Consider the following 26,076-nt stretch of genomic DNA (forward strand, 5'->3'; position numbering starts at 1 on the left):
CAAATTTGCAGGTCGGTTGTGACTTTAGTCCCATGGCGGCCCCGGCGTGCGGGTCCATACTCAATATCCGCCCTTCAATAACAACAAGTACCGGGTTTCCTTCGCCATGACTTACCAGCACAGCTACACCCATTCCATTTCCGACCCTGCTGCTTTTTGGTCCGAACAGGCCGAACGGCTGGCCTGGCACCGCAAGCCTTCCCTAACCCTGCAACAGAACCCTGATGGCACCCACCGCTGGTTCGCCGACGGTCGCCTGAACAGTTGCTACCTGGCCCTGGACCATCAGATCGAGCAGGGCCGGGGCGAGCAACTGGCGCTGATATACGATTCGCCGGTCACCGGCGTGAAGCAAAGCTTCACCTACAACCAGTTGCGCGATGAGGTGGCACGCCTGGCCGGACTGCTGCGTGAGCTGGGCGTGGGCAAGGGTGACGGCGTGATCATCTACATGCCCATGGTGCCGCAGGCGGCCATGGCCATGCTCGCCTGTGCGCGTATCGGCGCGGTGCACTCGGTGGTGTTCGGTGGCTTTGCCGCCAATGAACTGGCCTTGCGTATCGACGATGCCCGGCCAACGTTACTGCTCACGGCCTCGTGCGGATTGGAGTTCGATCGGGTGATCGAGTACAAGCCGCTGGTCGATCGTGCCTTGCAACTGGCCAGGCACCAGCCCAGGCAGGTGTTGGTGCTGCAACGTCCGCAAGCGCGTGCCGAGCTTCAGGCAGGGCGCGATCTTGACTGGAACCAGGCCCTTGTCGACGCCAAGCCGGTGCCCCCGGTGGAGCTGGAAGCCGGCGACCCGCTTTACATCATGTACACCTCCGGAACCACTGGAAAACCCAAGGGCATCGTGCGCGAGAACGGTGGCAATGCGGTCGCCTTGTGCTACGCCATGCGCCATATCTATGGCATGCAGGCTGGCGATGTGTGGTGGGGCATCTCCGACGTGGGTTGGGTGGTGGGCCATTCGCTGATCGTCTACGGCCCGCTGATGAATGGCTGCACCACGGTGTTCTATGAAGGCAAGCCGATTCGCACGCCGGATGCTTCGGCCTACTGGCGCGTGGTCGAGGCGTACAAGGTCAACGCCTTGTTCTGTGCGCCGACGGCGATGCGTGCGATCCGCAAGGAGGACCCGGACGGAGAACTGATCCGTCGTCATGACCTGAGTTCGCTGCGCCACCTGTTCCTGGCGGGTGAGAAGCTCGACTCCAGTACCCACGAGTGGCTGGAACGGGTCAGCGGAAAACCAGTGCACGATCACTGGTGGCAGACCGAAACCGGCTGGCCGGTGACCGCCCCCTGCGTGGGCCTGGAAGGCAGCGCGGCGCGGCCTGGATCCAGCAACCGAGCGGTACCCGGCTACAACGTCCGCGTGCTGGATGACGAAGGGCGCCTGCTTGGGCCGAATCATCAGGGCTCGATCGTCATCGCATTGCCGCTGCCGCCGGGTTGCAGCCAGACGCTATGGGGTGATCACGAACGTTACCTGCAGGCTTACCTACGGACTTATCCGGGGTATTACCACACCGGTGATGGCGGCTATCTGGACGATGACGGCTTCGTCTACATCATGGGGCGCACCGATGATGTGATCAATGTCTCCGGGCATCGCCTGTCCACTGGCGAGATGGAGGACCTGGTGGCACGACATCCCGCAGTGGCCGAATGCGCGGTGATCGGCGTGCATGACGAGATCAAGGGCCAGGTGCCGTTGGCGCTGGTGGTGCTCAAGGACGGGGAGGGCATTGCCGAGTCGCAGCTGCTGGTCGAGCTGGTCGGCAGTGTGCGTGAAGAGATTGGCGCGCTGGCGTGCTTCAACCGGGTACGCCTGGTCAAGCGCTTGCCCAAGACGCGTTCAGGGAAAATCCTGCGGGCGGTGCTGCGCAAGATCGCCGATGGCCAGGACTATGTGCCGCCGTCGACCCTGGATGACCCAGCGGTGCTGGGGGAGATCGAAGCAGTGCTGGCCGACTTGCCACGGGCTGGTTAGATGCTATCGTGCCGCAGAGCCCTGGCTTCGGTGTCACGATGGCTGGGGCTCTGCGCAGCTCTTTCGCGACGCGGGGCCGCGTCCACATGGACCGGGTGCCGTGTCGGCCTTGGGTGACCGGTGCACTAGCAGCAGCTGGCTTGCACGCGGTAGGGTCAGCGAGCGCAACACAAGAAGCTAGTCGCGATCCGGTCCGACTTGATGCAACTGCCCCAGGCGGCTACGCGTGCGCATCAGGTCGGCGAGCGTGCCACCGAGGCTGTCGGCCAGTGGTCGCTGGCCGATGACCGTCAGTTGCTTGTCCTGGTCATACAGCACATCCACCAGGTTGGCGAAGCGTTGCTGCGCGGCCAATGAACACTCCGACAAATCATCCAGCCGGTCGATGATCCATTCATCGTACTGTTGCGTCAGCACCAGGTAGTCGATGACCGCTGTGGCGTGCTCGCACAAGTCCTCGAACGCGAACATCACTTGTCGGCCTGCTGTGGCTAACGCGCGCAGGGGGCGTTTGTTGACCTCCAGCATGATCGGTTGCAGCGCTGGCACGTTCAGCAACCGACGTTGTGCAGCATCGCCAGGCCATACAAAACTGCCGTAGGTGAAACGCTGATGCTCGCGGTTGGCCGGCAGGCTACGAAAATCGGTATCGCCACTGACTTCCAGCACCTGCATTCGGCTGTTGATCAGGCGGATCACCGGCAGGAAACGCTCATGGTACAGCGGGTTGGGCAGCAGGCCCTCCGGCGCATAGTTGGAGGTTACCAGCAGGAAAATTTCGCGCTCGAACAAGGCGCTGAACAAGCGGGTGAGCAGCATGGCGTCGCCGATGTCGTGCACATGGAACTCGTCGAAGCACAGTACCCGGCAATCGCCCAGGAGCTCGTCCAGCGTCGCGCCCAGGGCGTCATCCAGGGCCCTGTGGCGATGCATGCCTTGGTGCAAGCGGGCGAAGAAATCGTGGAAATGCAGGCGCCGCTTGGCCTGCACCGGCACGGCCTGGAAGAAACCGTCGAGCAGCCAGCTTTTGCCACGGCCCACCGAACCATGCAGGTACAGGCTGCGAGGCTGGCCTTGCGCCAGTCGGGCCAGTTGCTCGGACATGCACTGGATGACCCTGCGTTGCCCCTCGCTGAGCTGGTAGCCACGGGCACTGGCCTTGTCTTCGAACCAGGCAAGCAACTCGCTGTCATTGGACATACCGGCGCGCAGGCGCTGGCCGAGCTGACGCAAAGGGGACGGAATCCAGGCGGGCAAGACGAAGCCTCCTTGGGCTATGGCAGGGCAGGGTGCAGTCTGCGGGAAGCCGTCTATTTTGACTAATAAAGAAACTTGGAGGCAATCATCGTTGCAGGCGATGTATCGGATTGAGCTGAGGGGGATCGCTGAGCGCTCAGGGTTGCGGTGCAGCCCCCATCAATTGCAAGCGAGGTGCCCAGATGAGCGATGACTTTCAGTTGTCCCGCTTCGTGGACGCGCAGGAGCAGGTGTTCCCGCGTGTGCTGAGCGAACTTGTGGCTGGACACAAGACCAGCCACTGGATGTGGTTCATCTTTCCGCAGCTCGATGGCCTCGGGCACAGCGCCATGGCCGAGCGCTACGCGATTTCCGGTTTGGCCGAAGCGCGGGCGTACCTGAACCATCCGCTGCTGGGCGCCCGCTTGCTGCAATGCATCGATGCGTTGCTGTCCCACACCGATAAGACAGCTCGCCAGATCCTTGGTCGGCCTGACGATCTGAAGCTTCGTTCCTGCCTCACGCTGTTCGCCCAGGTCGACCCGCATGACAGCGTGATCGACCAGGCGCTTTTGCAGTTTTATGCCGGGGAAGCCGATCCAGCTACCCTCGACTTGCTTGTGCGGTAGCTGGCGTTCGAATACCGAAAAACACTAACTCGCTGTTTTACTGCAATTTTTTTTGCACTAGGGGCTTCCCAGGTACGAATAATGTTGTTAAAGTGCCGCGCATTCCAAGACAACAACCCAGTTGTCACTCACTTGGAATTGTCAAAGTAACATCAAGTTAATGATCGTTACTTCCGATACAGGGGCGTCGCCAAGCGGTAAGGCAGCAGGTTTTGATCCTGCCATGCGTTGGTTCGAATCCAGCCGCCCCTGCCATTTTTCCCGTAGAACATTCAAAGCTCAGTGCGGAGTCGATCGGCGCTGGGTAAAGTCGTTTCTGCGCATCATGCCTATCCTGGCATGCCGAGCAATTCCTTCAATATCCGCGCCAATTCCTCGGCCTGCACCGGTTTCTGGATCACCAGGCTGCCCGGCAACTCCAGGCCTTGCAGTTCGGCATAGCCGGTCAGGAACACCACCGGCAGGCGCGGGAAGCGCTCACGCACGGCCACGGCCAGCTGGGCACCATTGAATTCAGGCATGGCGAAGTCAGTCAGCAGCAGGTCGATGCCTTCGTCCAGTTGTGCCAGTGCCTGCTCGCCGTTGTGCGCTTGGCGCACCTGATAGCCGTACTGGCGCAACACATCGCCGATCATGTCGCGTACCAGATGGTCATCATCCACCAGCAGCACGGTTCGGTCCCGGCCGCTCTCGCTGACCGATGGTGCGATGCTGGCCACGATCGGCCTTGCCTCGACTTCTTGCTTGACCGCCGGCAGGTAGACCGCGACCTGGGTGCCGCGTCCTGGCTCGGTGTCGATGCGCACGCCACCGCCGGATTGCTTGGCGAAACCGAACACCTGAGCCAGACCCAGACCAGAACCCTTGCCGATGTCCTTGGTGGTGAAGAAGGGTTCGAAGACCTTGGCCAGCACCTCTTCACTCATGCCGCAACCGGTGTCGCGGATACTCAGCATCACGTATTCGCCAGGCTCTGGGTCTTCCGGACGTTGGGGACGTGCCTTGATCCGGGTGTTGCGGGTCGAGAGCGTCAACTGGCCGCCGTCGGTCATGGCATCGCGGGCATTGATCGCCAGGTTGAGGATGATCATCTCGGTCTGGGTCGGGTCGGTCAGCGCCTGCCAGAGGTTGGTGTCCAGGTCCAGGCGCACCGCGACATTGCCGCCCAGGGTGCGGCGCAGCAGTTCCTCCAGCCCGGCCAGTGTCTGGTTGAGGTTCAATGGGACAGGTTCCAGACGTTGACGGCGAGAAAATGCCAGCAACTGCGAAGTCAGCTTGGCGCCACGCTCCCCGGCTTCACGGATGTGGGTCAGGCGAGAGCGGGCTTTATCCATGTCGGCCTTGGCCAGGTCGCGCTCGAGGAAGGAGGCGCCGGTGAGAATCACCGTCAGCAGGTTGTTGAAGTCATGGGCGACCCCGGCGGTGAGCTGGCCGACCGCCTCCAGCCGCTGCATCTGCTGCAGTGCGGCCTCGATGCGCTCACGCTCGGTGATCTGTTCGCGCAAGCGGGTGTTGGCTTCTGCCAGACCCAGCGCGGACTCACGTTCGCTGGTGATGTCACGGGCTACCACATACAGCAGGGTGTCTTCAGGCACCACCACCCAGGACAACCAGCGCTGCTGTCCGCCAGCATGCTGGATGCGGCTGACGAAGCGGGCACTGGTGCGACCATGGGCCAGGGCCGCCAGCTCGGTGAGCAGGGTTTCCTGGTCGGCCTCGGGAAGCAGATGCAACAGCGAAACCTGGCTCAGACGCTCGCGGGAAAACCCCAGGCTGGCCTCCCATGCTGGGTTCAGCGCGACGGGGGTGAGGTCCTTGTTGAGCACTGCCAACAGGTCCTGGGACAGCTCCCAGGCGCGGTCGCGCTCGCGAGTGCGGCGTTCCACCCGCTCGCCGAGCATCTCATTGAGTTGCTTGAGCGCCTGGGTGGCCATGCGCTGGGTGTGGATGTCCTGCAGCACACCAGAAAAGCGTACACACCGGCCATCGACCCATTGGCTCTGGCCGCTACTAAGCAACCAGCGGGGCTCCATGCCGTTGCGCAGGGCGATTCGGAATTCGACCCTGTAATGCCCGTCGCTGTCCGTGCAAAGGGCCTGGTTGACGGCGTCCCGGACCATTTGCAGGTCGTCGGGGTAGATGCCGGCGTAGAACACCTCAAGGTTCATCTCGGTGTCGGTGGGCAGACCGAACAGGGTCTTGCAACGGTCATCCCACAGCAGCACGTCTTCCTGGGGTCGATAATCCCAAGTGCCCATGCCTGCCGCGTTGATGGCGATGCGGGCCCGTGCCTCGACATCGGCCAGCGCTTCTTCGGCGCGACGCCGACGCTGGCGCTCCTGCACTTCGGTCAGGGCCCGGCGAACCGCCTTGGGCAGCAGTGGCAGGTTCTTCTTCAGCACGTAGTCGGTGGCACCCAGGCGGATCATTTCCACCGCATGCTCTTCACCGTAGATGCCAGACAAGAAAATGAACGGCACATCCGGCGCCAGGCGCTGGGCGATGGCCAGCACTTCGGTGCCCGATGAGCCGGGTAGCACGCAATCGCAGAGAATCAGGTCGTAGTCGTTTTCGCGCAGGGCATGTTCAGCCTCGGTATGGTTGAAGACCAATTGCGATTGCACCTGTAGTCCACTGCGTTCAAGGCGCACCAAGGTCAGCTCGGCATCCATCGAGCTGTCTTCGACCATCAGCAGTTTCAGCGGAGTCGGCAGCATGGTTGCGCTCGCCTCAATTGTTGCCACGGCGGTTCAGCCTCAGTGATCCGGGAGGTGGCTCGTTGAGCACGGCCCAGAACACGCCAAGGTCGGAGATCGCGGCAACGAACTCCTTGAACTCCACCGGTTTTACCACGTAGGCGTTGACTCCGAGTTCGTAGGCACGCAACAGGTCGGGCTCTTCCCGCGAGGAGGTCAGCATCACCGTGGGAATGCTGCGCAGCTCCGCGGTGGCGCGAACTTCCTTGAGCACTTCCAGGCCGTCGACCTTCGGCAGCTTCAGGTCCAGCAACAAGACGGCCGGGTTGCCATCGTCGCGCCCGGCATAGGCATTACGGCGCAGCAGGTAGTCAAGGGCATCGGCGCCATCGCGCAGGACAATGACTTCGTTGGCCAACTGGCTGCGCTCGAGGGCCAGAAGTGTCAGCTCCAGGTCACGGGGGTTGTCTTCGACCAGCAGGATAGGCTTGAGCATGGTTTCAGGTGCCTCAATAAATCGAGGGGTCACGTGGAAGGGTGAAATGGAATGCAGCGCCGTGGTCGATCTGGCCTTCGGCCCACACCCGGCCATCGTGGCGCTCGATGATGCGTCGCACACTCGCCAGGCCGATGCCGGTACCTTCGAAGTCTTCCATGCGGTGCAGGCGCTGGAACACGCCGAACAGTTTGTTGGCATAGGCCATATCGAATCCTACGCCATTATCGCGAATGCAGATCTCGATTTCTGTCGGGTGTTGCACAGCACTGATCTGGATTCGGGCCGGCGCTCGCCCGCGGGTATACTTGATGGCGTTGGCGATCAGGTTCTGCAAGGCCATGTTGATGAAGGCGGGGTCGGCGTGCACCTTTGGCAAATCGGCGATGTCCCAGACGATTTCCCGGTCTTTGTAGTCCGGCGCGAGATCGCTACGAATGGCGGTGATCAGGGCGTTGAGGTCAACGTCCGACAGGCGCAAGGCAGAGCGGCCCATCTGCGAGAAGTTCAGCAAGTTGTCCACCAGGCTGCCAGCGAACTGCGCTGCCTCGCCGATGTGCTGCAAGAACCGCCTGCCACGTGGGCTGAGGACTTCACCTTCGATTTCCCCAAGCAGTTCGCTGTACCCGGCAATGTGGCGCAGCGGCGCCCTCAGATCGTGGGACACACTATAGGAAAAGGCCTCCAGTTCCTTGTTGGAGCGACGCAGTTCGTTCGCCAGTTGTGCCAGCTCTTCAGCCTTGCGCAGGACGATGCCCAGCACCGCGGTGCGCAGCTCGACGACGCCTTCGATGAGAAGTGGGTCCCACGTTTCGCTGTAGCCACGCACCTCTTCCTGCCAGCGTTCGAAGCTGTGCCGCGGGTCGAGATTGCCCTGCGGGCCGATATGTTTTTCAGGGCGCCCGGCCCATTGCACGGTGCGAACCTGCTCGGTCCGGAACCACAGCAGGTAATGCGAATGGATCTGCGAAATCGCCACGGCCAGCACACCTGCGACGTGACGGGTGAGCTCGGGAAGTTCGTCGATGTCGCGGCCCACGTTGTCGCTATGGAATACCACTTCATCATCCCGGGACAGCCAGTGCACCAGTGCAGTCACCTGCGCGACTGGTGGTGTCTGGCCGATGAGCTCGCAGCGTTCGGCGGAGATGACCGCAGCCCCGGTTGCACCGGCAAAGTCCAGCAGTACCTGCGGCAGTTGGTGCAGGCCCTCGCTGACACTGTCATGGTCGGCCATCGACGAAATCATCTGCACGATATGCTGGCGCAGGTCGAGCAGCATGCGGGTACGGGCATGGGATTCGCGTGACTCGATCTGCAGCGACAGCACGCTGGCCAGCAGTTCGCAGGCGGTGCGGGTGCGCAAATCCACGGGACGCGGCTGCGCATGGTGGCACGAAATCAGGCCCCACAGCTGATCATCGACCACGATCGACAGCGACATCGACGCCAGGGTGCCCATGTTGCGCATGTACTGCAGGTGCACCGGCGAAACGCTACGCAGGGTGGCGAAACTCATGTCCAACGCCTTGCCCGTGCGCGGGTTGGCGGCGGGAACCAGGTTTGCCGGCTGATAATGGGCGTCCTCGATCACCCGAATCCGGTTGACCCGGTACAACTCGCGGGCCTGGCGCGGAATGTCCGAGGCCGGGAAGCATAGGCCCAGGTAACTCGGATAACCGTCATCCGCCACTTCGGCCAGTACCTCGCCATTACCCTCGCCATCGAAGCGGTAGGCCTTGACCCGACCGAAGCCGGTGATGCGCTTGATCTGCTCCACCGACTGTTGCAGCAATGCCTGGAGGCTGCCGGCTTTGTGCAGGCTACCCACGAAACCCCGAACCAGCGGATAGTAGTCACCATGGGCTTCGAGGCCCTGCGGCGTGCGCAAAGGCTCGAACTCGGTAATCAGCACCTGGTCGTGACGATGGACCAACAAGCGCAGGACGTCGCCGTAGGGTGAACCAGGGCGCAGGCGCACATCGCCTATGTGAAACGGGAACACTTCCTGCGCAGGCAGCCGCGCAAGGTGCCCGCGCAGGTCGAAGGATCCGCTCATCAGGTCGGCGAACAGGCTGCCCAGCAGCTCCCTGGCCGGCACGCCCAACCAGCGTTCGGTATTGTCGCTGGCCTGAAGGACGCGCAGATCATGCTCGTCCAGCACCAGCAAAAACCCATGGGGCTGAATGCTGCCTGGGACCTGGATCGGCTCCTGGGCGCACCGCTCGAGGGCTTCGGCAAGCGCTTCGTCTAAAGTCATCGATGAAAACTCCTGTCCTTCTGCGCCCATGCATCGTGCATGCGTCTGATACAGGCTGTTGAATGGTGGTTAACGTAACAGAATGTAGGCCGCTTTACCGGCCCAATAGCTATTTGAGGCATGGGAAGCGTCGCGGGTTCGGTGTATGGGTAAATTTTCTTACTCATTTGGCACCACGTCGCGCGTCAGAGTTAATACAAAAGAGTGGCTCCAGGCCATCACGGGAACTGCATTCCGCTGCTACGCTGAAATCCAGCACATAAATACAAGGATAAAAGAGTGACGGAACGCCTTCTGGCCGCGCTGTTGGGCCTGCTGTTGAGCGGCAATGCCGTGGCGACTGACTTCCTTGTGGAAGTGCGGGTTCAGGTAGAGCGCGGTTGCATGCTGGTCAACCAGCAACGCGACGCCGGCGCGCAGGCCTTGGGACGAATCGATCTGGGGGCCGCCGCACGCCTGGACGGCCCAGGCACACCGTTGAGCGGCGTGCTGATCAGCCGGCGCCCCCCGCGCCTGGAATGCAATCCTGATACGCCGTATCAGGTGCGGGTCGATGGTGGCCAGCATGGCGGAGTCGGCGAGCTACGCTACCTGGCGAGCAACGACGGCAAGTCCCGTCCGATTCCTTATCGTCTATACCGGGATGCCGCTTGGCGCGAGCCGGTAGCGGCGGGTGTGCCGCACTCGGCACGGGTGCCTGACAGCGGCTCGGTGGCGCTTCCGCTCTACGCCCGTATCGACAGCCTGGCCTGGGTCCCGCGAGCGGGGCTTTACGCTGACATGCTCAAAGTCACAGTGACTTGGTAGGAAGCCCCATGACCAGGGACGCGACGCCATGAACCGAACCTCGATCTTGTTGCTTAGCCTTGGTCCACTGCTGTTGCCCAGTGGCATAGCCCATGGCACCACCACCGGGTTCATCCAGGCGCGCCTGGTCATCAGCACGGCCTGTCAGATCAGCAACGGTACCGATCAGCCCGCTACCCTGGCCAATCCGGGGGTGATGGATTTCGGCGCGCGCGGGCCGAGCTGGGACCAGCCGTTACGCGGGCGGGTGGACGAAGTGGGCGGTGAGGGCAGCCTGAGGATCAGCTGCACGCCTGAAGTCAGGGCATTCAACGTGCGAATCAATGGTGGCCTCAACGGTAGCGATGGTGTGCGTCGGCTCAGCAACGGCCGCGAAACCATCCCTTACCAACTGGCCTTGGACCCGGGTGGCAATAGCCACTACGGCATTGGCCAGGCACGCGCGTTCACCATCAGCAGCGCCCAGCAGATCCCGATTCCCATCTACGGCGTGGTGGTAGCGCAATCGCGCGCGCTGCCGGCCGGGCTGTATCGCGACACCCTGAGAGTGACTCTGGACTGGTAATCACGCAAGGAGACTCCGATGCGCACGACAATCACCCGTTGTATCCTCGCCGGCCTCGGATTGGCGCTGGCGTACCAGGCTCAGGCCGCCACGGTGACTGGCACCATCAGTGCGACGCTCACGCTGACTGCCGCGTGCCAGGTCAACGGCACTTCAGGCGACTCGGGGTTGAACTTCGGCTCCCTCAACTTCGGCAGCCAGGAAGCCCTGTTCACCAGCGCCAACGCGCAGGTGCTCGGTGGCGCCTCCGCGATGAGCATCCTCTGTTCGGCAGGCACCGTGCCGGTGATCAAGGTGCGCACGGGCACTCATGATGGCCAGTCCAGTGGTGGGACGCGAGCCTTGTCCGATGGCAATGGCAATTTCGTGCCTTACGACTTCTATACCGATGCCGGGCGCACCACGCTGCTGCCCATCGACGGCACCATAACCTTACCGACCAGCACAGGCGTGGCCCAGTCCGTCAACCTGTACGGTCAGGCACGGGGCAAGGCTGGCCTGCCGGCGGGGGTATATACCGACACCGTGGCGGTCGAGCTGTCGTTCTGAGTCATGCGTCCATGGACGAACATCTGCCTCGCGGGGGCGGGGGCGCTGCTGGCCGCGCCTTTGGATGCGGCGACCAGCAGCACATTCCAGGTTTCCGCACAAATCGTTGCTGGCTGCCTGGTGATCGGCGGCGCGACCAACTATGGCCTGCTGGATTTCGGTACCCAGTCGGCGTTGTCGACCAGCACCCTGAACACGTCCCTGGGCGGCACCACGGTGACGTTCCAGTGCACCCCGGGGGTGACCCTGAGCATGAGCCTGGACGGCGGCCAGAACTCCGCCAGTGGTACACGCAACCTCAAGCGCAGCGGTGGAAGCCAATTATTGGCGTATCAACTCTACAGCGATGCCGCCTACAGCCAGGTGCTGGGGATTGGGGCGAGCCTAAACGTCAGCTACGCCGACCCCACCGCGATCAAGTTACCGGTCTATGGCCGGACGCTGTTGAGCGGCACCTTGCCAGCCGGCATCTACACCGACGTGGTGCAGGTGACGGTGACCTGGTGATGCAGCCGGCAACCATGACAAGCAATCAAGGAGAGCAGTATGGCGTCAGGCGCGAAGTGTGCGCGAGGATTGATCGGGGGGTTGCTGCTGGTCTGTTTGCCGGCTGGGGCGGCCACCTCGGTGCTGATCTGGCCGATCGACCCGGTGCTGGAAGCGGGCCAGAAAGCCGGTGCGCTGTGGTTGGAAAACCGCGGGACGGCGCCGGCAAGCCTGCAGGTTCGAGTATTCGCCTGGCGCCAAGGCGATTACCAGGAGCAGTTCCAGGCCCAGCGCGACATCATCGGCAGCCCGCCCGTGGCCACCATCGCGCCGGGGCAGAAGCAACTCGTACGACTGACCCGCACCGGCAGTTCACCTGCCGGCCAGGAGCAGGCATACCGCATCATCATCGATGAAATCCCTTCGCCGCTGCCCACCGACAATGCCAGCCAAGGCACCACCGCGGCCATTCGCCTGCAGATGCGCTATTCGGTGCCGTTGTTCGTCTACGGCGAGGGTTTGTGGGGCAAGCCAGATCCCGAGGGCAAGCGCAGCGTCGACAGTGTCGGCAAGCCGCAACTGAGTTGGCGTGCGGTCACGATACAGGGCAAGCCCTATGTGGAGTTGCGCAACACTGGCCCTGTCCACGCACGCCTGACGGATGTGGTGGTACAGCAGGGCAGTCAGGCCAAGCCGCTGGCCGAAGGCTTGCTGGGCTATGTGTTGCCGGGTGCCAGCATGCGTTGGCCGGCACCACTGGCGCCGAACGCTGGCAGTGTGCTCAAAGGGCGGATCAATGGCCAGGAAGTGGCCGAGGCTATCCGTCAGGGCCAATGAATCTTCAGCTGATTGCTAGGCAGTGGCCAAGGGGGCCCCGGCAATGGTTGGAAACCGTGCGTGAAATGGCTGTCACTGATGGCGCGTCCATGGTGCCTGGGGGCTGCTGTGTTAAGCCCCAACCTCGGCGTGGCCGACGACCTGCCGCCGCCTCCCACGGAGATGGCTGCCGTCGCCGACGCCACGTTGTACCTCGATGTATGGGTGAACCAAGTGCCCAGGGTTGAACTGGTACCGGTCCAGCAGCGCAACGGACGTCTCTATCTGGAAAGCGACGTGCTTCGCAGTGCGGGTATCGACTTGCCGGGCAACCCCCAAGGGGAAGTGGAGCTGGATGCCGTGCAGAGCCTTCACGTCGATTACGACAGTCAGAACCAGCGCCTTATGCTGCAAGTGCCCCCCGCATGGCTGCCAGACCAGCAGGTCGGCGATCGCAACCTGTATCCACCCAGCGACGCCCGCAGCAGCTTCGGCGCATTGTTCAACTACGACCTCTACCTTAATGATATCGATGAGGGTGGTACCTACCTCGCTGCCTGGAATGAACTGCGCTTGTTCGATAGTTGGGGCTCGTTTGCCACCACCGGCCAGTGGCGTCAGTCGTTCCAGCGCATGCCAGGCGATGACAGCCGTCAGGGTTTCCTGCGCTATGACACCCTATGGCGCTACACCGACGAACAGCGCCTGCTGACCTACGATGCCGGTGACCTGGTCACCGGTGCTTTGCCCTGGACCGGATCGGTGCGCGTCGGCGGTGTGCAGGTGTCGCGCGACTTCGGCGCCCGGCCGGACCTGGTCACCTACCCACTGCCGGCATTTGCCGGTGAAGCAGCAGTGCCGACGTCGCTGGACCTCTTCATCAACGGCTACAAGAGCAGCACCACCGAGCTGCAACCGGGCCCCTACACCTTGACTAACGTGCCTTTCATCAACGGTGCGGGTGAGGCCGTGGTAGTCACCACCGACGCACTCGGCCGTCAGGTTTCCACCACCTTGCCGTTCTATGTCACCAGCACCTTGTTGCAGAAAGGCCTGTCGGATTTTTCGGTGGCGGCTGGCAGCTTGCGCCGTGACTATGGCGTGCGCGACTTCAGCTATGGCCCAGGCGTCGCCTCAGCCAGCCTGCGCCATGGCGTTTCCGACAGCTTCACCCTGGAAAGCCATGTCGAGACCGCCGAATCGCTGTTGCTCGGTGGCTTGGGCGGGAACATGCGGCTGGGTAACTTCGGCGTGCTCAATGCGGCCCTGGCCCAAAGCCAGTTCGAGGGGGAAAAAGGCCATCAGGTCGCGTTCGGCTATCAATTCAACAGCCAGCGGCTGGGCTTCAATTATCAGCGCTTGCAGCGTCACGGCGGCTATGCTGATCTGTCACGGGTCGATACCCCGGACATGCAGTTGAGTCAGCGCAGCGAGCAGGTCACCGCGAGTCTGAACCTGAATCGGTACGGTAGCCTCGGTGCCGGCTATTTCGATGTGCGCGCCGGCGATGGCACACGGACCCGCCTGCTCAACCTGAGTTGGAGCAAGCCGCTTTGGGGCAACAGCAGCCTGTATCTGTCGGCGAATCGCGAGATAGGCGACAGCCAGTGGGCAGTGCAGGCCCAGCTGGTGATCCCGTTCGACCTGCACGGAACCCTGGCCCTGAGTACCGAGCGCAGTCAGCAGGGCGAAGACCTGCAACGCGTGAACTATAGCCGCGCCGTGCCATTGGGCGGTGGAGTTGGCTACAACCTGGGGTACGCCACGGGCGGTGACCGCGACGCCTACCGCCAAGCCGATGTGACCTGGCGCCTGCAGTCGGTGCAGTTGCAGGTCGGGGCCTACGGCAGCAGTGGCGCGATGACCCGCTGGGCAGATGCCACCGGTTCCCTGGTGTGGATGGACGCCGGCCTGTTCGCCGCCAACCGCATCGACGATGCCTTCGTAGTGGTCAGCACCGGCGGTTATGCCGATATCCCCGTGCGCTACGAAAACCAGGAGGTGGGCCGTACCGACCGGAACGGCCACCTGCTGGTGCCCTATGGCAGCGGCTACTACCGCGGCAAGTACGAGATCGACCCCATGAACCTGCCGCCGGACATCCTGGCGGCAGAGGTGGAGCAGCGAGTAGCGGTGCGGCGAGGCAGCGGCTATTTGCTGGAATTTCAGCTCAAGCGGGTGATGGCGGCGAGCATCGAACTGGTCGATGTTGGCCAGCAGGCACTCAAGCTGGGCAGCCGTGTGACCCACCAGCAAAGCGGTGGACAGGCGGTGGTCGGCTGGGATGGCCTGGTGTACCTGGAGAATCTGTCGCCGCACAACCGCCTGCGCGTCGACCTGGAAGGGGGCGGGCAATGTCAGGTCGAATTCGATCTGCCTGAAGGGGAGGGCTCGATTCCACTGATCGGCCCACTGGTGTGCCGATGAAGGTGAGACTTGGCGGCTTGCTGTCGTGCGCACTGGTGTCGACCGGGCCTGCCTGGGCGGGATGCACATTGGTATCGACCGCGCCCGCTGCTTTCGGCACGGTCAACTCGACCCTGGTACGCACCGTCGTGCAGAGTGCCTCCACAACCAATGCCGGGCTTCAATGCACGGGCTCTTTGTTGGCGCTGCTGTCGACCACTGACCATTTCTATCTCACGATCACATCGTCGACGACCGGTCTGGTTGGGCCGACGGGGGATGTCATCCCCTATACGATCTATGGCGATAACACTACGTCCTATCCCATCAGCCGCGGCACACCAGCGTTCGACTTCGCACCCAAGGGCATCCTCGAAGCACTCGGGCTGCTTGGCAGCACTGCGCCCAAAACCGTGCCGCTGTACTTCAGGACCCAGATCGGCAGCAATGTGGCGGCAGGCTTGTACCAGGAAACCCTGACCCTTTCCTGGAACTGGGATTATTGCGTGGGGGTCGCCGTCGGCGGCCTGTGCCTGGCGGGGCGAGATTCCGGTAGTGGCAGCAGGTCGCTCAATGTGAGCCTGACCGTGAGCAACGACTGCCAGATCACCACACCCAACATCAGTTTCGCCAGCGCGCCGGTGGTGAGTGGGTTTGGCACGGTTAGCCAGAGCGTGAGCTTGTCCTGTACCAAGGGCAGCAGCTACACGGTAGGGTTGGACGACGGGCAGAACGTATCGGGCGGACGGCGCCGGATGAAATCCAGCGCCAACAATTACCTGGCGTACGACATCTTCAAAAGTGCCGGTGCGGTGCGCTGGGGGGCGTTGAGCAGCGCCCGGCGTTCGAGCAGCGATGCCGACATAAACCCGGGCAATGGGACTGGTACCGGGAGCCAGGTCTTCAACTACAACGCTAAGGTATACACCGACCAGGCCACACCGCCGGCGGCGACTTACATCGATAATGTGGTGCTGGACGTGCAGTTCTGACACCGCTGTTGCGGCCCCCACAGCCTCGTGGGAGCCGGCTGGCCGGCGAGGACGCCGACAACCTCAACGCAAATCATCGACCATCTTCGACAATGTCTCCAACACTGCCCCGGCCAACGCTTTCGACCGCGCCCCCGACCATCCGGTCTCAGGGTTGGGCGCATCGTCATGATCCTTGAACGGCATCTCCAGGGTCAGCGACAGGCAGTCATGGGCCATGCCCACCGCATTGCACGCCAGGGTCGTATTGGCCTGCCCCGGTTCGTCACGGGTATAGCCATATTCGGTCTGAAAGTCTGGCGTCACCCTGCACAGCGTGCTGCGGAACTGCGCCTCCAGCTTCGCCAGCCGCGGCGTGTACCCTGGGTTGCCTTCACAGGCGGCGGTGAACACATGCGGAATTTCCTCATCGCCATGCACGTCGATGAACGCATCCACGCCGTACTGTTTCATCTGCGCCTGGGCGAAGAACACTTCTGGGCTGAGCTCGACGCTGGCGTCTTGCCAGGCCCGGTTGAGGTCCTTGCCCTTGAAGTTGGTACGCAGGTGGCCGAGGACGGCGCCGTCGGGGTTCATGTTCGGGATCAGGTACAGGTCTGCCTTGGCCAGCAGTTGCTGCACCACCGCGTCGTTGGCTTGCAGGCGGTCGATCACACCCTCCATGAACCACTCGGCCATGTGCTCGCCCGGATGTTGCTGGGCGATCAGCCACAACTTGCGTTTGTTTGCAGCGCCATCGCCTGCGCGCAGCAACGGAATATCGCGGCCCTGCACGCTGCGGCCGCTAGCCAGCAGCTCGACTCCCGGAATCTGCCGGGCGCGTTCGATCAGCTGGTTGTGACGGGCGCGGGGGTAGGGCTCGAAATAAGCGAACCAGATCTGCTCCTGTTCGGCCTTCACTTCGAATGACAGGGCCTTGCCATCGAACTGGCTGGGGACCCGGAACCAGGATTGCTGGTCGTAGGACGCCACCGCGTTGTAGCCACTCCAGGCGTTCTTGTAGGAAGACTGCGAAGCGTTGTCCAGGCTGAAGCGATGGACCTGGCCGGGCGTGAGACCGCTGACCTTGAAGTGGAACCACTGGAAATGGCCGCTGTGCGTGTCCGGGCGGATGGCCAGGTGCACCCGGCTCGGGTTGCTGGCATCCAGTACCTGGATGTTGCCGGAATCGAAATCGCAGTCGATTTTCAGGGGGGACAGCGTTGCGGTCATTGTCAGGCTCCTGGGATTTTCGTGGGGGTACTGTACACCGCCTTGGGGCTCGGCGTGCACCAGCGTTTAGGTTGAGTTCCTAGGTCTTCTGGCCCAGCAGGTTGCCGGCCGGGTCGAAGGCGAAGGTCGGGACTCCCTGGCGACTGGTGGCTTGCAGCAGGCGGCCCACCGGGTCGTACTGATAGGCCAGGTGACCACGGCGGGTGTCGTGGATGTCGGTCAGCTGGCCGACGGCATCGTATTGATACTGGCGCTTGAGCAACGTGGACTTGCCGTCGTGGCTACCCAGCCATTGCTCCTGCTGGCGACCTGCCGGGTCCCACGCCTGGGTCTGCATCAGCTGGTTGCCCTGATGCCGGACCACCTCACGGTGCAGAGCATCGCGCTCGTAGGCCAGCAGCTCATGCTGGTCAAGGGTCATGCCCAGCACGTGACCGCTGCCGTAGGTGAGCGTGCTGACCTTATGGCCATCGGGGCGAATCGTCGCCGTGCGCAGGTTCAGCGCGTCGTACTCGTGCCTCCACACCGCGACCATCGGCACAGCGGTCTTGAGGTAGTACTGATGCTCGCGAGTGAGGTTGCCCGCTTCGTCATGGAACCATTGCAGCTTGCTGTCGGCATTGACGGCCTGGATCAGCTTGCCGTTGCCGTCGTAGGCAAAGGTTTCTTCCTGGCGCTGGTCGCCCTGGCGGGCGACTCGGGAAACGATCCTTCCCACGGCGTCGAAGGACACCTGGGTAAGACGCTGACCGACCTGGGTGCTGGCCAGTCGACCGCTGTCCGGGTCGTACTGGTAGCGGGTGACCAAACCATCGAAGCCCTTTTCTTCCAGCAGGCGACCGACCGGGTCGTACAGGAACGTGGCCTTGCTGTCGTTCTCGTTCTCCAGCCCGATCAGGCGGCCCAGCTTGTCCCAGCGATAGCGCAAGCTGTGCTCGTTGGCGTCGACCCGTTCGACCAGTTTGCCGGCCGCGTCGTAGGACCAGGTGGTGCAGCGGTCCAGCGCGTCGACGTGGGCCAACAGGCGGCCTTCGGCATCGCGTTCGAATCGCTCTTCGGTGTTGTCGGGGTGGGTGACTTTCGCCAGCTGACCGGCCTTGTACGCGTAGGTGGTCTTGTTGCCCGCCGCATCGGTGAACAGCACCAGACGACCGACGTCGTCGTACTCCCATTGACTGGTCTTGCCCGAGCAGTCGGTGTACTCGATCAGCTGGTCCGCCGCGTTGTACGCCAGCTTCTTCTCGTTGCCGTTGGCATCCTTGATCGCCTTCACCAGGCCCGAAGGCGTGTAGGCGAATTCGGTCTTGTTGCCCAGCGGGTCGGTGGTTTCGACCAGGTTGCCTTTCCGGTCGTAATCACGCAGCCACAGGCCGCCTTCTGCGTCGCGGATCTTGATCGGGTGACGACGGTCGTCGTAGGCAAAGTGCGTCTTGCTGTGGTCGGCACGGATATGGCGAATGACGCTGCCTTGATCGTCGTAGTCGTAGCGGTCTTCGCTGCCATCGGCGTGCACGTGGCGCAGGAGCTTCTTGCGCTCATCGCGGAACAGCCACTCGGAGCGTTCGTCCGGGTAGCGGATGCGATACAGATGGCCCTGGATATCGTAGTAGTACCAGGTACTCTTGGCCTAAAGTCCTGCGGAAACGAGAAAGATCAATGTACTCCCGAACACTCTTAAAATCACCACCCAAAAAAGCACATTGCTTTTTCGTGCAAATGCATAGTGATAGACTTCAAGAAGTCCGCTAAATATATTGTAGCCTATCTTTTTTTGCGTAATTCCTCACATATAGATCTGTCGAAAACAGAATTGCGCTATACATTCTGACGTGATGTTATGACCAAAACCCTTGCCAAGGATCCCTCGGTAGCGCAGCCCCTTCACGCATTAAATTCATATAAAGGGGCGCATTGACTCCAGCGACACCAGAATGGGAGACCTTATAATCCGACATCACCAAAGCCCGATTAAATAAACATCAAGTCGTTTGAACTATAAATCTACCTTGCACTTCGCCATCTAGCCTCCCGAGTAGCAGTGTCCCTATACCACCTACAAGAATTCCCTTATGTGAAGGAACCGCTTTATTCAAGCGGGAGCTATTAATCTGTAGGACATAGCTCATTCCTGGCGTAAATTCTTCATCCTGGAGCCAGCATGGAGTCCCACCAATCTTTGCGATCCCATTTTCATTACTGTCTTCGCCTTGATTTTTGACAACAGAAATCAATCTTGGCGGTAAAAAATCCGTACCATAGCCATAAATTGGCTGCGCGCCCGGAGAATAAATCAACACATCTCCTCCTTCCTCCATGACCTCATCAATATAGTCATCACTCATTTTAGAGTAGGGTACAAATACAGAGGCCAACTTAGCACCATCCAGCTTGACATCACTGTATTCAGCCAAAAAGGAAAGCGGAAAACACGCTAAGTGGAGCTTAGGGTTGCCTTGACGGTCTAAAGGCCAGCTTATGGAGCCTGGTAGGTGCGCCCCACCGCCTAGATAAGGTTTACGCAGATCAAATTCGCCCTCTTCAAAAGTCAATTCATTAAACATCCCACACCTCCAAATCAAATCGTACAAGGACAGTTCGACAAGAACTGCTCCGCTTCCTGCCTTAACTGCCGGGCTCGAGAGGCCGGCAGGCCTGATGTTCGCAACGCTCCCTGCCAAATATCCATCTGAGGCCTACTAGGACGTCCGTTTGTATCATATTGAAACTCATCCCGGCCAAGCCCTAAGTGCTCAGCAGCAAGCTTGTTCTCATTTCTGTGAACTTGCTGATGCATGGTTTTTGGTATGGCAATTGAAGGATTCGCTTTATTTCTAACCCCCTCAGGCGTCAGACGCATTTGCTCCAGCAACTCATTCCTCACAAACTCATGGGCATCCAACTTGTCTCCTCTATTGGGTTTGCTGGTTAAACTCCCGTAAGTTCCAAGCTGGCAATCTCTTGCAAGCCCGAGCATGTCGCGCCAACCGATGGGGTTCGGTGCGTACTCAAAAAGATTCAACCCTCCACCGTAGCTGATCGGGTCCTGGCTCACAAACCGCCCAACCCTCGGATCATAGTACCGATACCGGTTGTAATGCAGCCCGGTCTCATGATCGTGGTACTGCCCCTGGAAGCGAATCGGGTTGCTCATCCCAACCTGCTTGGCCCACTCCGAGCGCACCTCGCGCACGTCACCCCACGCCTTGTACTGCCCCGCCCACGCCACCTCTCCGTGGTGGTCGGTCAGCTCCATCGGCGTACCGAGGTGATCGCACTGATACCAGGCAATCGCATCGATCGGCTGCGGCTTCACTTCGTGCTGCCACAGCGGGTCCTGGTCGATGTCGTATTCGCGTCCACGCCAGTCCGGCTGCCGTAACAGGCGAATCGGTGCCTTGCGCAGCGCCTGCGCAACGGGCACGAAGCTGTCCGGTTCGTACAGGTAGTGCACGGTCCGCCCGGTTTCGCCTTCGTCCTGCGGTGGCGAGCTTTCCCAGGCGAGGTTGTCGCCATCCCAGCCGTACAGGGTGTAACCGCAACCCAGTTCGCGCTGGCGCTTGGCGCGTTGCATCTGGTTCCAGCCACTGCCCGCACGGGGATCGTCGTAGTGATGCGCGGTCGAGTGTTTGTGCAGGCGACGGCCCAGCGCGTCGTAGCTGTACGCGACGCTGAGCTTGCCATCGTCGAAGCGGACCAGACGGTCGAACAGGTCCCAGGTCAGGCCAGGCGTCGAAGGCGGCGGCGCCGCGGCCCACGTCCTTGGCGTCGATGGTGTTGAGTGGGGCGACCGCGACTTGCGCTTCGCGTTGCTTGGTTTCGCCACTCATGCCAGCACCTCACTGCCCAGCGGGCGCTTGGCCGGGTTGGCGGGAGGGCTCAGGCCGTGCAGGCCACGGCCGCTGTCGTCGAGCTGGAGGAAGGCGGGTTTGTGCAGCAGGCGTTCCAGGTCCAGCGAGGGGCGCTCGCTGACCAGCTCGAGGTCGATGGCGTAGGGTTGGCTGATGGCTTCCGTGCCGTCGAAGGCGAGGACCTGGAAATCGTGCTCCAGGCCGTCGATGTGCAAGCTGAAATGGGTCTGGTTCGCGGCGGCAAACATCCCTGTCCTCCTTTGGGAAAACGTAGCGAAAACGACTGCTGTCCGTCGCGCGAACACGGCAGGGAACGGAACCGAAGTCCGGGAAATGGGCTGGTTAGGCGCGAAGCCTGCGCCGTGGCAATTACTGGAAACACTACGGGAAAGGGATTCCCAGGTATGTCAGACGCGGGTCGACACGACTCGTAGGATTGGGACTACAGCGGGTGGAAGGGCTAAACGTCGCACTTGCTCGGCATTCTCTCTGCGATGCCTGTTGAGCTTTGCGGCAAAGGTTGCACTGCGCATCAGTGTCGGGCTTCTTGCCGGCAAGCCGGCTCCTACAGGATTGGAGTGGGCTTGCCCTTGGCCAGAAAATGACACGTCGCTTGACTCGTGAATTTTTTCATGTATTTTTTCATGAAAAATAAGTCTAAAAAATTCACGGTGGTTCTAAGCGATGAAGATGCACGAAGAGGTTGAGGCCCTGGCGATCCTTATTCACGACCTGCGCAAATTCAAGAACCTGTCGTTGAGCGAACTGGCTGAGCGCGCTGATCGTTCGGTGGGCTACCTTTCCCAGGTCGAGCAGGGTGCTACCCGTCCCACCGTGGCGGACCTTACCGCAATCAGCGAAGCGCTCGGCGTTTCCACCGCATACTTCTATAACCTGAGCAAGCCTCGCGCCGTCAGTTGGGTGACTCGCCCTCATGAGCGACGCACGTTGTACTTCGGCTCGGGCATTACCGATGTGCTCGCTTCGCCCACTATCGCTGGCGCCTTCTCCATGCTCGACAGCCTTCTCGAGCCGGGTGCGACCAGTGGCGAGCAGTACCTGAGCGACCGTTCGGAACAGGGCTGCTTCGTGCTCGAGGGGGACCTGACGGTGTGGTTGGACGACAGCGACGCCGTGACACTCCAGGCAAACGACAGCTTCCAGCTGCAACCCCACGCGCACTTGCGTTACGCCAATCTGACGGACAAGCCCACCCGCGTGCTTTGGGTATTCAATTGAATTCGTTCACATCACAAGGATAAGAAGATGAGTCTCATCTTTCCGGATCTGTTGACTGAAGTGCGCTCGTTCCGAGCGGAACACCCAGAAGTACGGTATGTCGACCTGATTGCACTGGATATTCCCGGGCACTTTTATGGCAAGCGATACCCAATGGACATGCTCGAGAAAGTCGCAGCCGGCGCCCCGCTGAAGGTGCCGCAGAATTGTGTACTGCTGGGCACCCAGGGTGGCCTCTACCCGATTGGAGACTACTGCTTTGCCGATGGAGACCCGGATGCAGCACGGCGCCTGGTGCCTGGGACGTTGAGACCGGTGCGCTGGGAAAAGGAAGTGATCGCACAGATGCTGATGACTTCGGACGGCACTGCAAATCCTATCGAGTTCGAGCCCCGTGAAGTGCTGGCCCGTGTGGTCGAACGTCTTGCCAAGCGCGGCATCCGCCCGGTCGTGGCCTTCGAGCTTGAGTTCTACCTGTTCGATCGCAAGCTCAAGGACGGCCTGCCGCGGTTCCCGCGCGATACCGCGACTGACGATGAAGATGATCAGCCGAACATGCATATCGAACGGTTGTCGCGATTTTCGTCCGTACTGCATGAGATGGTCGATGTCGCTAACGAGCAGGGCGTGCCGGCAAACGTCATCACGGCGGAGCTTGGCCCTGGCCAGTTCGAAATCAACTTCTCCCACAGCGACGATGCGCTGAGCGCGGCGGACTGGTCGGCGCTGTTCTGCCGCAGCACTCGCGGTGTCGCGATGAAGCATGGCTATCGTGCAAGCTTCATGAGCAAGCCATACCTGGACGCCCCGGGCAGCGGGATGCATGTGCATGTGAGTCTGTACGACGACGCTGGCAACAACATCCTCGCCGGTCGCGAACAGCGCAACTTGCGCCATGCGGTGGCCGGGTGCCTGGAGCTGCTTCCCCATTGCATGCCGATCTTCGCACCCAACCATAATGCCTACCGCCGCTACGGGGCCATGGTCAACGCTGCCAGCGTTGCGAGCTGGGGCTTCGAAGACCGCGACGCCTGCATTCGCATTCCCGAGTCCGACTCGCGCAACGTGCGTATCGAACACCGGCTCGCCGGCGCCGATGCCAATCCGTACCTGGTGCTGGCGGCCATCCTGACTGGGATGGAGCATGGCCTGGATCGCGGCATCGAACCCATTGCGCCACTGAACGACAACCGCAAGAGCGGTATCGACTTTCCCAAGGATGCCCTGAGCGCAATAGCCGCCATGCGCCACCATCCGGTGGTCAACGAGGGGCTAGGCAGTGAGTTCGTGATGGTCTACTGCGAAAACAAATACCAGGAGCAACTGGATTTTCTCAATGACATCAGTGCTCGCGAATATCGCTGGTTCTTGTAAGTGCCAATAGCCAAGTCATGACGCTGCACCCTCTATTCAACAAGTTTGAATATAACTCCCAACACTGATTTGCCGGAGGATGATATGCCACGTGTGCCCGTTATCGGCATCACAGCATGCACCCGCATGATTGAACAGCATGCGACCCAGATTATCAGCGAGAAGTATGCGCGCGCTGCGGCCAAGGCGGCGTGTGGTTTACCAATCGTGATTCCCAGTCTCGCTGACTTGATGGATACCGCCGACATAATCGACACGGTGGATGGGCTGATCTTTACCGGCTCGCCGTCCAATATCGAACCTTTCCATTACAACGGCCCAGCCAGTGCACCGGGAACTCATCACGACCCTGTGCGCGACGCCACGACTTTACCGCTCATGCGTGCAGCCATCGCGGCAGGCGTTCCGGTACTTGGCATTTGCCGTGGCTTCCAAGAGATGAATGTTGCGCTGGGTGGCACCTTACATCAGAAAGTTCATGAGACGGGTTCATTCATGGACCACCGCGAGGGCAAGGATGAACCCATGGAAAAGCAATATGGCCCGCGCCACACGATGCATATACAGCCAGGCGGCATGATGGACCGCATGGGGTTGCCGGCGATCATCGATGTCAATTCCATACATGGCCAGGGCATAGATGTGTTGGCGCCTGGGTTAAGGGTGGAAGCGCGTGCACCGGATGGCCTGGTGGAAGCGATCTCGGTGGAAGGCAGCAAGGGATTTGCCCTGGCCGTGCAATGGCACCCGGAGTTTCAGGTGCTGGAAAACCCACATTACCTGACGATCTTCCAGTCGTTTGGAAAAGCCTGCCGGCAACGTTCGGTGCTGCGCCAACTGATGTTGAAGTCCGCCTGAAAACTGCCCGATCCCGCATATAGAAAAGTATTCGCGCAGCCCGCCTGCGTATATTGATGAAGAGAAGTCGATGAGTGAAAAGAATTCGCAGACCCTTGCCTGGCAAGCGATGAGTCGTGACCATCACCTGGCACCTTTCAGCGATGTCAAACAACTTGCCGAGAAAGGTCCGCGTATCATTACCTCGGCCAAGGGCGTGTACCTGTGGGACAGCGAAGGCAACAAGATCCTCGATGGCATGGCCGGCCTGTGGTGCGTGGCGGTCGGCTACGGTCGTGACGAGCTGGCCGACGTGGCCTGCCGGCAGATGAAGGAACTGCCGTACTACAACTTGTTCTTCCAGACCGCGCACCCACCCGCGTTGGAACTGGCCAAGGCGATTGCCGACGTGGCCCCGCAAGGCATGAACCATGTGTTCTTCACCGGCTCCGGTTCCGAGGGCAACGACACCGTGGTGCGCATGGTTCGTCACTACTGGGCGATCAAGGGCAAGAAGAGCAAGAAGGTCATCATTGGCCGCATCAACGGTTACCACGGCTCCACCGTGGCCGGTGCGGGGCTGGGCGGCATGAGCGGCATGCACCAGCAGGGCGGCCTGATTCCGGATATCGTGCACATCCCGCAGCCGTACTGGTTTGGCGAAGGCGGCGACATGACCGAGGCCGAATTCGGTGTGTGGGCGGCCGAGCAGCTGGAACAGAAGATTCTTGAGGTTGGCGTGGACAATGTCGCCGCCTTCATCGCTGAGCCGATCCAGGGAGCCGGAGGTGTCATCATTCCGCCGCAGACCTACTGGCCGAAGGTCAAGGAAATTCTGGCCAAGTACGACATCCTGTTCGTCGCCGACGAGGTGATCTGCGGCTTCGGTCGAACCGGCCAGTGGTTCGGTACCGATTACTATGGCCTTGAGCCCGACCTGATGACAATCGCCAAGGGCCTCACCTCTGGCTACATCCCCATGGGCGGTGTGATCGTGCGTGACGAAGTGGCCAAGGTGCTCGGCGAAGGCGGTGACTTCAACCATGGCTTCACTTACTCCGGTCACCCGGTGGCGGCTGCGGTAGGCCTGGAAAACCTGCGTATCCTGCGCGACGAGAAGATCATCGAGCGGGTCCGCGAAGAAACCGCGCCCTACCTGCAAAAGCGCCTGCGCGAGTTGGCCGACCACCCGCTGGTGGGCCAAGTGCGCGGGTTGGGCATGCTCGGTGCGATCGAGCTGGTGAAGGACAAAGCCACTCGGGCGCGCTACGAAGGCCAAGGGGTCGGCATGATCTGCCGCCAGCACTGTTTCGACAATGGCCTGATCATGCGCGCCGTGGGCGATACCATGATCATCGCGCCGCCACTGGTCATCAGCATCGAAGAGATCGACGAACTGGTGGAAAAGGCGCGCAAGTGCCTGGACCTGACCTACCAGGCCATTCAGTGAGGGTAGGGCGTCTCGGTAGGGGCCAAGCGGTTCCCGCCGAGGGGCTCGCTTCACTGCCTTGAAGCAAGCGCGGTGGCGGGCTTGATTTGTGAAGGCATTCCTGTATTTTCCATGCCAATCATTTCTATGTTGCTTAGCCGCGCTTGATCTTGGGTCGTACGTTTACTTCGCACAAACTCGTG

Annotated in this window: 19 protein-coding genes, 1 tRNA gene and 3 pseudogenes; 14 read left to right on the forward strand and 9 right to left on the reverse strand. The window is 61.2% G+C overall.

Annotation, left to right across the window (positions count from 1 at the left end; genetic code table 11):
* The first annotated feature begins 106 nt into the window (after positions 1-106).
* A complete protein-coding gene (locus VXM67_RS10665) occupies positions 107-1,996 on the forward strand; it encodes a propionyl-CoA synthetase (RefSeq protein WP_023379703.1) in 1,890 nt (629 codons plus the stop codon).
* Between the two features lie 177 nt (positions 1,997-2,173).
* Here the strand turns inward: VXM67_RS10665 and zapE are convergent, their stop codons facing one another.
* Positions 2,174-3,253 (reverse strand): cell division protein ZapE, encoded by a 1,080-nt coding sequence (gene zapE / locus VXM67_RS10670; protein ID WP_023379704.1) that lies wholly within the window; start codon positions 3,251-3,253, stop codon positions 2,174-2,176.
* A gap of 182 nt (positions 3,254-3,435) precedes the next feature.
* On the opposite strand from zapE, the gene VXM67_RS10675 reads away from it, so the two are divergent.
* Positions 3,436-3,861 carry a DUF1810 domain-containing protein gene (locus VXM67_RS10675; RefSeq protein WP_104881968.1) on the forward strand — a complete coding sequence of 142 codons (426 nt, stop codon included), beginning with the start codon at positions 3,436-3,438 and terminating at the stop codon, positions 3,859-3,861.
* Positions 3,862-4,041: 180 nt separating this feature from the next.
* Positions 4,042-4,116, forward strand: a tRNA-Gln gene (locus VXM67_RS10680).
* 74 nt (positions 4,117-4,190) lie between these two features.
* On the opposite strand, the gene VXM67_RS10685 is transcribed toward VXM67_RS10680, so the two are convergent.
* Genes VXM67_RS10685 through VXM67_RS10695 form a run of 3 tightly spaced genes read right to left on the reverse strand, consistent with a single transcriptional unit; the run spans position 4,191 to position 9,313 of the window.
* A complete protein-coding gene (locus VXM67_RS10685; RefSeq protein ID WP_023379706.1) occupies positions 4,191-6,578 on the reverse strand; it encodes a hybrid sensor histidine kinase/response regulator in 2,388 nt (795 codons plus the stop codon).
* Between the two features lie 13 nt (positions 6,579-6,591).
* Positions 6,592-7,053 carry a response regulator gene (locus tag VXM67_RS10690; RefSeq protein ID WP_023379707.1) on the reverse strand — a complete coding sequence of 154 codons (462 nt, stop codon included), beginning with the start codon at positions 7,051-7,053 and terminating at the stop codon, positions 6,592-6,594.
* Between the two features lie 13 nt (positions 7,054-7,066).
* Positions 7,067-9,313, reverse strand: a complete 2,247-nt coding sequence (locus tag VXM67_RS10695; protein ID WP_367237669.1) for an ATP-binding protein — start codon at positions 9,311-9,313, stop codon at positions 7,067-7,069.
* Positions 9,314-9,592: 279 nt separating this feature from the next.
* Here VXM67_RS10695 and VXM67_RS10700 point away from each other — a divergent pair, with 279 nt between their 5' ends.
* The 7 genes from VXM67_RS10700 to VXM67_RS10730 all read left to right on the forward strand — a co-directional run bounded on the left by VXM67_RS10700 (position 9,593) and on the right by VXM67_RS10730 (position 15,934).
* Positions 9,593-10,120, forward strand: a complete 528-nt coding sequence (locus VXM67_RS10700; RefSeq protein ID WP_027907733.1) for a spore coat U domain-containing protein — start codon at positions 9,593-9,595, stop codon at positions 10,118-10,120.
* A 28-nt stretch (positions 10,121-10,148) separates the two neighbouring features.
* Positions 10,149-10,685, forward strand: a complete 537-nt coding sequence (locus VXM67_RS10705; protein ID WP_023379710.1) for a spore coat U domain-containing protein — start codon at positions 10,149-10,151, stop codon at positions 10,683-10,685.
* Between the two features lie 18 nt (positions 10,686-10,703).
* The gene (locus tag VXM67_RS10710; RefSeq protein WP_023379711.1) at positions 10,704-11,234 is read left to right on the forward strand and encodes a spore coat protein U domain-containing protein; all 531 of its coding nucleotides are present in this window, start codon (positions 10,704-10,706) and stop codon (positions 11,232-11,234) included.
* Positions 11,235-11,237: 3 nt separating this feature from the next.
* Positions 11,238-11,741, forward strand: coding sequence for a spore coat U domain-containing protein (locus VXM67_RS10715; protein WP_023379712.1), 504 nt, complete (start codon positions 11,238-11,240; stop codon positions 11,739-11,741).
* Positions 11,742-11,780: 39 nt separating this feature from the next.
* Entirely contained in the window at positions 11,781-12,557 is a 777-nt protein-coding gene (locus tag VXM67_RS10720) for a molecular chaperone (RefSeq protein WP_023379713.1), read from the forward strand.
* Between the two features lie 108 nt (positions 12,558-12,665).
* Entirely contained in the window at positions 12,666-14,963 is a 2,298-nt protein-coding gene (locus tag VXM67_RS10725; RefSeq protein ID WP_027907734.1) for a fimbria/pilus outer membrane usher protein, read from the forward strand.
* Positions 14,960-15,934, forward strand: a complete 975-nt coding sequence (locus VXM67_RS10730) for a spore coat U domain-containing protein (RefSeq protein ID WP_023379715.1) — start codon at positions 14,960-14,962, stop codon at positions 15,932-15,934. Before VXM67_RS10725 ends, VXM67_RS10730 begins: the two co-directional genes overlap by 4 nt.
* Positions 15,935-15,997: 63 nt before the next feature.
* Here VXM67_RS10730 and VXM67_RS10735 read toward each other — a convergent pair whose 3' ends face one another.
* The 5 genes and pseudogenes from VXM67_RS10735 to VXM67_RS10755 all read right to left on the reverse strand — a co-directional run.
* A complete protein-coding gene (locus VXM67_RS10735) occupies positions 15,998-17,146 on the reverse strand; it encodes a M14-type cytosolic carboxypeptidase (protein ID WP_023379716.1) in 1,149 nt (382 codons plus the stop codon).
* Positions 17,147-17,228: 82 nt separating this feature from the next.
* Positions 17,229-18,770: pseudogene (locus VXM67_RS10740) on the reverse strand (RHS repeat protein); the annotation flags it as partial.
* Positions 18,771-19,125: 355 nt separating this feature from the next.
* Entirely contained in the window at positions 19,126-19,707 is a 582-nt protein-coding gene (locus VXM67_RS10745) for a DUF1963 domain-containing protein (RefSeq protein ID WP_177429818.1), read from the reverse strand.
* 395 nt (positions 19,708-20,102) lie between these two features.
* Positions 20,103-20,864 (reverse strand): annotated as a pseudogene (locus VXM67_RS10750) (RHS repeat-associated core domain-containing protein); the annotation flags it as partial.
* A 159-nt stretch (positions 20,865-21,023) separates the two neighbouring features.
* A pseudogene (locus VXM67_RS10755) lies at positions 21,024-21,242 on the reverse strand (type VI secretion system tip protein VgrG); the annotation flags it as partial.
* 436 nt (positions 21,243-21,678) lie between these two features.
* On the opposite strand from VXM67_RS10755, the gene VXM67_RS10760 reads away from it, so the two are divergent.
* The 4 genes from VXM67_RS10760 to VXM67_RS10775 all read left to right on the forward strand — a co-directional run bounded on the left by VXM67_RS10760 (position 21,679) and on the right by VXM67_RS10775 (position 25,894).
* Positions 21,679-22,233, forward strand: a complete 555-nt coding sequence (locus tag VXM67_RS10760; RefSeq protein WP_023379722.1) for a helix-turn-helix domain-containing protein — start codon at positions 21,679-21,681, stop codon at positions 22,231-22,233.
* Positions 22,234-22,260: 27 nt separating this feature from the next.
* Entirely contained in the window at positions 22,261-23,607 is a 1,347-nt protein-coding gene (locus tag VXM67_RS10765) for a glutamine synthetase family protein (RefSeq protein ID WP_027907633.1), read from the forward strand.
* Between the two features lie 84 nt (positions 23,608-23,691).
* Positions 23,692-24,465, forward strand: coding sequence for a gamma-glutamyl-gamma-aminobutyrate hydrolase family protein (locus VXM67_RS10770; protein WP_023379724.1), 774 nt, complete (start codon positions 23,692-23,694; stop codon positions 24,463-24,465).
* A 70-nt stretch (positions 24,466-24,535) separates the two neighbouring features.
* Positions 24,536-25,894: an aspartate aminotransferase family protein gene (locus tag VXM67_RS10775; protein WP_023379725.1), complete on the forward strand. Its 1,359-nt coding sequence runs from the start codon at positions 24,536-24,538 to the stop codon at positions 25,892-25,894.
* Positions 25,895-26,076: the final 182 nt, after the last annotated feature.

Source organism: Pseudomonas sp. Rh2 (assembly GCF_040762985.1).
Taxonomy (GTDB): domain Bacteria; phylum Pseudomonadota; class Gammaproteobacteria; order Pseudomonadales; family Pseudomonadaceae; genus Aquipseudomonas; species Aquipseudomonas taiwanensis.

Coding starts and splice junctions, on each gene's coding strand:
- VXM67_RS10730 (WP_023379715.1), top strand. CDS start 14,960: ATGAAGGTGAGACTTGGCGGCTTGCTGTCGTGCGCACTGGTGTCGACC.
- VXM67_RS10720 (WP_023379713.1), top strand. CDS start 11,781: ATGGCGTCAGGCGCGAAGTGTGCGCGAGGATTGATCGGGGGGTTGCTG.
- VXM67_RS10760 (WP_023379722.1), top strand. CDS start 21,679: ATGAAGATGCACGAAGAGGTTGAGGCCCTGGCGATCCTTATTCACGAC.
- VXM67_RS10775 (WP_023379725.1), top strand. CDS start 24,536: ATGAGTGAAAAGAATTCGCAGACCCTTGCCTGGCAAGCGATGAGTCGT.
- VXM67_RS10705 (WP_023379710.1), top strand. CDS start 10,149: ATGAACCGAACCTCGATCTTGTTGCTTAGCCTTGGTCCACTGCTGTTG.
- VXM67_RS10745 (WP_177429818.1), bottom strand. CDS start 19,707: ATGTTTAATGAATTGACTTTTGAAGAGGGCGAATTTGATCTGCGTAAA.
- VXM67_RS10710 (WP_023379711.1), top strand. CDS start 10,704: ATGCGCACGACAATCACCCGTTGTATCCTCGCCGGCCTCGGATTGGCG.
- VXM67_RS10715 (WP_023379712.1), top strand. CDS start 11,238: ATGCGTCCATGGACGAACATCTGCCTCGCGGGGGCGGGGGCGCTGCTG.
- VXM67_RS10685 (WP_023379706.1), bottom strand. CDS start 6,578: ATGCTGCCGACTCCGCTGAAACTGCTGATGGTCGAAGACAGCTCGATG.
- VXM67_RS10735 (WP_023379716.1), bottom strand. CDS start 17,146: ATGACCGCAACGCTGTCCCCCCTGAAAATCGACTGCGATTTCGATTCC.
- VXM67_RS10765 (WP_027907633.1), top strand. CDS start 22,261: ATGAGTCTCATCTTTCCGGATCTGTTGACTGAAGTGCGCTCGTTCCGA.
- VXM67_RS10770 (WP_023379724.1), top strand. CDS start 23,692: ATGCCACGTGTGCCCGTTATCGGCATCACAGCATGCACCCGCATGATT.
- VXM67_RS10675 (WP_104881968.1), top strand. CDS start 3,436: ATGAGCGATGACTTTCAGTTGTCCCGCTTCGTGGACGCGCAGGAGCAG.
- VXM67_RS10665 (WP_023379703.1), top strand. CDS start 107: ATGACTTACCAGCACAGCTACACCCATTCCATTTCCGACCCTGCTGCT.
- VXM67_RS10690 (WP_023379707.1), bottom strand. CDS start 7,053: ATGCTCAAGCCTATCCTGCTGGTCGAAGACAACCCCCGTGACCTGGAG.
- VXM67_RS10695 (WP_367237669.1), bottom strand. CDS start 9,313: ATGACTTTAGACGAAGCGCTTGCCGAAGCCCTCGAGCGGTGCGCCCAG.